The following is a 5,502-nucleotide window of genomic DNA, read 5'->3' as shown; positions in this document are numbered from 1 at the left end:
CATTCTAAATGGGCCAATATTAAGCATCGTAAAGCGAAACAAGATGCAAGTCGCGGTAAAGTTTTTACTAAATATATTCGTGAAATTGTGACTGCTGCCAAACTTGGTGGTGGAGATGCTGCTAGTAACCCTCGTTTGCGTGCAGTAGTTGAAAAAGCTCTTTCAGTTAATATGACACGTGACACCATCAACCGTGCAATCCAACGTGGTGCCGGTGGTGAAGATAATGATGATTTAAAAGAAGTAACTTACGAAGGTTATGGTGTTGGCGGTGTTGCTGTTCTTGTTGAGACAATGACAGATAACTTAAACCGTACAGTACCAGATGTACGTCACTGTTTTAGTAAAACAAATGGTAACCTAGGAACTGCGGGCTCTGTCGCTTATCTATTTACTAAACGTGGTGAAATTACTTTTGAAGATGTTTCTTTAGAAGACAAAATCATGGAAATTGCTTTAGAAGCTGGCGCTGAAGATATTGAAGTTTCAGAAGATGAAATTTTGGTAATCACTTCACCAGAAACTTTTGGTGAAGTTCAAGATGCTCTAACTGCTGCTGGTTTAAAATCTGACAACGCAGAAGTTGTTATGAGTCCATCAACTAAAGCTGAAATTACTGATGTCGACCAAGCAAAACAAATTCTTAAAATGATTGATATGTTTGAAGATCTTGATGATGTACAAAACGTTTATACAAACGTTGAGTTCACAGATGAGGTTTTGGCTCAACTTGATGCCTAAATCAAACATTTGAATTAAAAAAACGCACCAAATGGTGCGTTTTTTTATAATTTATTCAGCAAGTTATAGCAGTTAAAAACATTATATTTTTTAATCACAAAGCTCGAATGCAGCGCAACAACATTGTCAATTTTTCCAATACGTCTTAATAAAATTTCACTGTAGTCATCCATGTTACGTGCTACAAGCTCTAAAATAAAATCGGCACTTTGCCCTGTTACAAGAAATGCATTGGTCACTTCTGGAATTGCTTCTATTTCAGAAAGAAACTTATCAAATGTTTCGGTGTCATGTTTACTCAGTGACACTTGCAATAAGATGTGTAAGGTAAATCCAAGTTTACTAAAATTAATTTCTCTTTTGAGCTGCCCCATAACGTTGGCTTCAATCAGATGCTTAATCCGGCGATGCACAGAACTGACTGACAGATTGATCCGTTCTGAAAGTTCATTCAAATTTAAGTCTTCATGAGACAAAATTTCTAGAATTTGTTTATCAAAACGATCTAACTCCATTGTTATCTCCAGCCAGAATTTTACAGTGAGGACAGTATACCCTATACAACTCACCTGCATTTAAAATACAAAGGTTTAAAAATAGCTAAAACGTTTAATTCTTTTACACATTTTATTGCAGACGTGCATTTTAACCGTGCAAATAATGGAGCATATGGCGCATTTTAGAAAGTCAATTTCATGCTCTCATTTATTTTTTTAAATATAAGATCTTACTCGCCCTATTATTTAAACATAGGCCAATGATAATTATAGAAATTTGACTATTTTTCTAAATTCTTAAAGTTGGCATTATTATTGTTATGTATTTGCAGGAAAATTTTTTATCCATGTCGGGGAGTTCCTGTGAATAAGATCAAAACACTCGTGCTAGCAATGAGTTCTTTAGGCGCAATTAGCGTGACGATGCCTGTGCATGCCGCTACAGATGCTGAAGTTAACGCCTTACGTGATGAAGTAAAGGAGTTAAAACAACTCGTCCAGAAACTATCTGATCAACAAAAAACAGCTTTGTCGGTTAGTGCTCCTGCAACAATTCCCGTAGCACCAGCTACTTCTACTCCTCCTGTATCAAAACCAGGTTGGATGGCGATGGCGGATGGGCAAACTCAAGTTAAGCTTTATGGTAGTGTCCGCGCAGATGCAACCTATGACTTTAAAGGTTCAAATGGCAGCATTTCAAATGGCGCCAACTATCCATTAAATAAAGATGATCCGAAGCAAGACTCACTAAATGTATCTGCTGCAACTTCAAGAATTGGTCTAGACATTACTCGACCTACTCAGTACGGAGATTTAACCGGCAAAATTGAAGCCGATTTCATGGGTGGAAATGGCGATAATGGAGTTGGAACATTCCGTGTTCGCCATGCCTATATGTCTTTAGGAAAATGGTTGGCTGGTCAAACAACCTCACCTTTTGTAAACACTGATACATCACCAGAAACAGTAGATTTTAATGGCGCTATTGGTACAGGTACTACACGTACAGTGCAGGTTAGGTACACTCAGCCAATTAATGCACAACAGAAAATATTAGTTGCCTTAGAAGGTGGTGATGTTGAAAAAGCTGGTAATGCTGCTGGTGGAAGCCGCTTTCCTGCTTTAACAGCACGATATGATTTCAAGACTACAGATAATAAAGGCCTATTACAGTTACATGGTCTTGCCCATGAAAACCGTGTAGCTCCAAAAGATAGTACTTCTGAAGAAAAATTTGGTTGGGGTGTTGGGGTTGGTGGTAAATATGATTTAACACCTCAAGATAGCTTAGTTGCTAATTACTATCATGTTAAAGGAGATGGCCGCTATTTACTTTATAGCAACTCAGCTTATGCCTATGACACAACAACCCAGGATATTAATTTAGGTGAATTTGATAGTGCTGTTATTGGCTATCAACGAAAATGGAGCCCTATCCTCCGCTCTACTTTTGCAATAGGCGGTATTCAATACAAAGATGATAGCACCTATGCAAATAGCAATTTAACCAGCACCAGCTATAACAAAGAAATTTATAATGCCTTGGTCAATTTAATCTGGAATCCGGTTAAAAATATTGATTTAGGTGCAGAATATACATATGGCCAACGAGAAACTTTCGCAGGCGATAAAGGTGATTACTCTCGTGTCAATTTATTAGCAAAATATAGTTTCTAAAATTTGGATGTAAAAAAGAGCCTTTTAAAAGGCTCTTTTTTTTATTAATAGTATTAATGCATGGCTTGAATTTTTTCTAAGAAGAGCTTCGCGCGCTCATGGCGAGCATCTAAATTATCAAAGAATTCATGCGTTGGACAGTCTTCTAAAATCTTACCTTCATCCATAAAAATTAGACGGTTAGATACTCTTTTAGCAAAACCCATTTCATGTGTAACACACATCATGGTCATGCCCTCATGTGCAAGTTGCACCATCACTTCAAGTACTTCCCCGACCATTTCTGGGTCAAGTGCAGAAGTTGGTTCATCAAACAACATACAGATTGGGTCCATGGACAAGCCACGTGCAATCGCTACACGTTGCTGCTGACCACCAGACAATTGGCCCGGAAACTTATCTTTATGCGCAAGTAAACCTACACGTTCTAAATATTTCAGACCTTTTTCACGAGCATCGGCAACTGAACGCTTTAACACTTTAACTTGAGCAATGGTTAGATTTTCCAAAACAGTCATGTGCGGGAAAAGTTCAAAATGCTGGAACACCATTCCCACTCGTGAACGGAATTTAGCAAGATCCGTTTTTGGATCTTTCAGAGAAACTCCATCAACAATAATATCGCCTTGTTGAAATGGTTCTAACGCATTTACTGTTTTAATGAGTGTTGATTTTCCTGAACCAGACGGTCCGCAAACAACAACGACATCACCTTTTTCAATACTCGTCGTGCAATCTGTTAAAACCTGAAAATCACCATACCATTTAGAGATATGTTGGATGTCTATCATTGGCATTTAAAATCTCCAATTAGCGAATGATGGCAATTTTTTGCTGTAAGCGTTTGACTAATTGCGACAGCACAAACGAACTACAGAAGTAAACTACAGCGACGATTAAATAGAATGTTGCTTTGGTTTCAGGACCATATGTATTAGCCAATGTATCTGCACGACCTAAAAAGTCTGGTGCACTAATCACATAAACTAATGAGATATCCTGAAATAAAATAATTGTTTGAGTTAACAATACAGGGAGCATGTTACGAAAGGCTTGAGGTAAAACCACGTAGCGCATTGATTGACCATAGGTAAAACCTAGCGCATAGCCTGCATTGACCTGACCTCTTGAAATAGACTGAATTCCGGAACGTACAATTTCCGAGAAAAATGCAGCTTCAAAAATAGCAAAAGTCACAACACTTGAAAACAATGGTCCCCAATACGTATCAGATTGAAACTCAAATATTTTCGGCAACAAAAAGTAGAAAATAAAGATCACCTGAATCAGTGGAATACCACGAAACAGATCGACATAAAATTTTGCGAAATTACTTGCGATGGCATTGTTTGACAAACGCATCATTGCCAATGGGGTTCCGATTAGAATACCGCCCATCATTGCCAATACAGTCACGGTCAGAGTAAAAATGAAACCTTCTTTGAGTGCCGCGATCACGTCAGGGTTATGTAATAAAGAAAAATCCATAATTACTTCCCTCCTGAGCCTAAGCCAGGCACAGCCATTCGTTTCTCAATCCATGCCATGATAAATTTAATGCTATAAGTAATAATTAAATAAACAGGTGTAGAGAGAATAAGAATAATGATGTCCTGAGAAGTTTCTTCCCTCATGGTTTTTGTATAAGCGAAGAAGTTCAAAACACTCAAAGCATATAAAACTGCCGAGTTCTTGAAAACGTTCATTGCTTCAGAAGTAATCGTTGGCCACACTGTACGATATGCAACAGGTAAAATGACATAACGATAACTTTGTGCAGTGGTAAAACCCATTGCAGAAGCTGCAAACTTTTGTCCACGAGAAACAGTATTAATACCGGCACGTATGTGTTCAGATACACGCGCAGCGGTGTAGAGACCTAATGCAAAAACACCAATAACCGCAGGTTGCTGATTTAAAATATTTTTCCACCATCCACCTGCAACAACGTCCCCACTGCCTGCACTTAAGCTGTCCGGTAAAAATTCCGGAAAAACAAATGCCCAGAAGAATAGCTGTACAATAAGTGGAATATTACGGAAGATTTCAACGTAACAATTGCCAATAAATGCGAGAGGTTTGTTAGGTAATGTACGAATTACCCCTAGGAGAGAACCTAATAAAAATGCGATAAGAAAGGCTATAACAGCTGTCCAAACCATAGTAAAGACGCCTGAACCTAACATTTGTAACCATGTGGGCGCTTCAGCATGAGCATTGTAGCTTGTACTACCAATTGCTCTACAGACTGATTCTGCCCATGCGGCTTTATCGACACCATATTCATTAGACTCCGCACAGAATATAGTCCAGTTTAGCGAGCCGACTGACATGTTTGCCCCTTAAATGAATATCTTTAGGAAAATAGACCGCTTAAGCAAGTGAGTCTCACTTGCTTAAGTAAATTTAGGACAAAAAGATCTTGTTAGATCCCTGCATCTGTTGGGTGAGCTTTTAGTTTTTTATAAGATGAACTTTGTGGCATGTTCAAATTTGTATTTTTTGGTGGAATTGGCGATAGGAACCACTTTTTATATAAAGCGTCCATTTGACCAGTTTTCCATAGATTATTTACAGTACGGTCTGC

General features: G+C 38.2%; 6 protein-coding genes and 1 pseudogene. 2 read left to right on the top strand and 5 right to left on the bottom strand.

Going from position 1 to position 5,502, the window contains the following annotated elements; translation table 11 throughout:
* Positions 1 to 741 (top strand): YebC/PmpR family DNA-binding transcriptional regulator (locus UC75_RS01720; protein ID WP_128825169.1); only part of this gene is annotated, 741 nt, incomplete at its 5' end.
* A gap of 44 nt (positions 742 to 785) precedes the next feature.
* Here the strand turns inward: UC75_RS01720 and UC75_RS01715 are convergent.
* Positions 786 to 1,256, bottom strand: a complete 471-nt coding sequence (locus UC75_RS01715) for an Lrp/AsnC family transcriptional regulator (protein WP_004642558.1) — start codon at positions 1,254 to 1,256, stop codon at positions 786 to 788.
* A gap of 345 nt (positions 1,257 to 1,601) precedes the next feature.
* Here UC75_RS01715 and UC75_RS01710 point away from each other — a divergent pair, with 345 nt between their 5' ends.
* Positions 1,602 to 2,915, top strand: a complete 1,314-nt coding sequence (locus UC75_RS01710; protein WP_212771759.1) for a DcaP family trimeric outer membrane transporter — start codon at positions 1,602 to 1,604, stop codon at positions 2,913 to 2,915.
* A 53-nt stretch (positions 2,916 to 2,968) separates the two neighbouring features.
* Here UC75_RS01710 and UC75_RS01705 read toward each other — a convergent pair whose 3' ends face one another.
* The 4 genes and pseudogenes from UC75_RS01705 to UC75_RS19715 form a co-directional block, all read right to left on the bottom strand.
* Positions 2,969 to 3,712: an amino acid ABC transporter ATP-binding protein gene (locus UC75_RS01705; protein WP_004792844.1), complete on the bottom strand. Its 744-nt coding sequence runs from the start codon at positions 3,710 to 3,712 to the stop codon at positions 2,969 to 2,971.
* 13 nt (positions 3,713 to 3,725) lie between these two features.
* Complete coding sequence (locus UC75_RS01700; protein WP_005304545.1) at positions 3,726 to 4,403, bottom strand: amino acid ABC transporter permease; 678 nt, start codon at positions 4,401 to 4,403, stop codon at positions 3,726 to 3,728.
* 2 nt (positions 4,404 to 4,405) lie between these two features.
* Complete coding sequence (locus UC75_RS01695) at positions 4,406 to 5,248, bottom strand: amino acid ABC transporter permease (RefSeq protein WP_005304542.1); 843 nt, start codon at positions 5,246 to 5,248, stop codon at positions 4,406 to 4,408.
* Positions 5,249 to 5,340: 92 nt separating this feature from the next.
* Positions 5,341 to 5,502: pseudogene (locus UC75_RS19715) on the bottom strand (amino acid ABC transporter substrate-binding protein); the annotation flags it as partial.

Origin of the sequence: Acinetobacter sp. V2, from assembly GCF_001188385.1 — a bacterium.
Taxonomy (GTDB): Bacteria; Pseudomonadota; Gammaproteobacteria; order Pseudomonadales; family Moraxellaceae; genus Acinetobacter; species Acinetobacter oleivorans.
The sequence above is the reverse complement of the archived record's forward strand: the minus strand, read 5'-3'. Positions and strand labels throughout refer to the sequence as shown.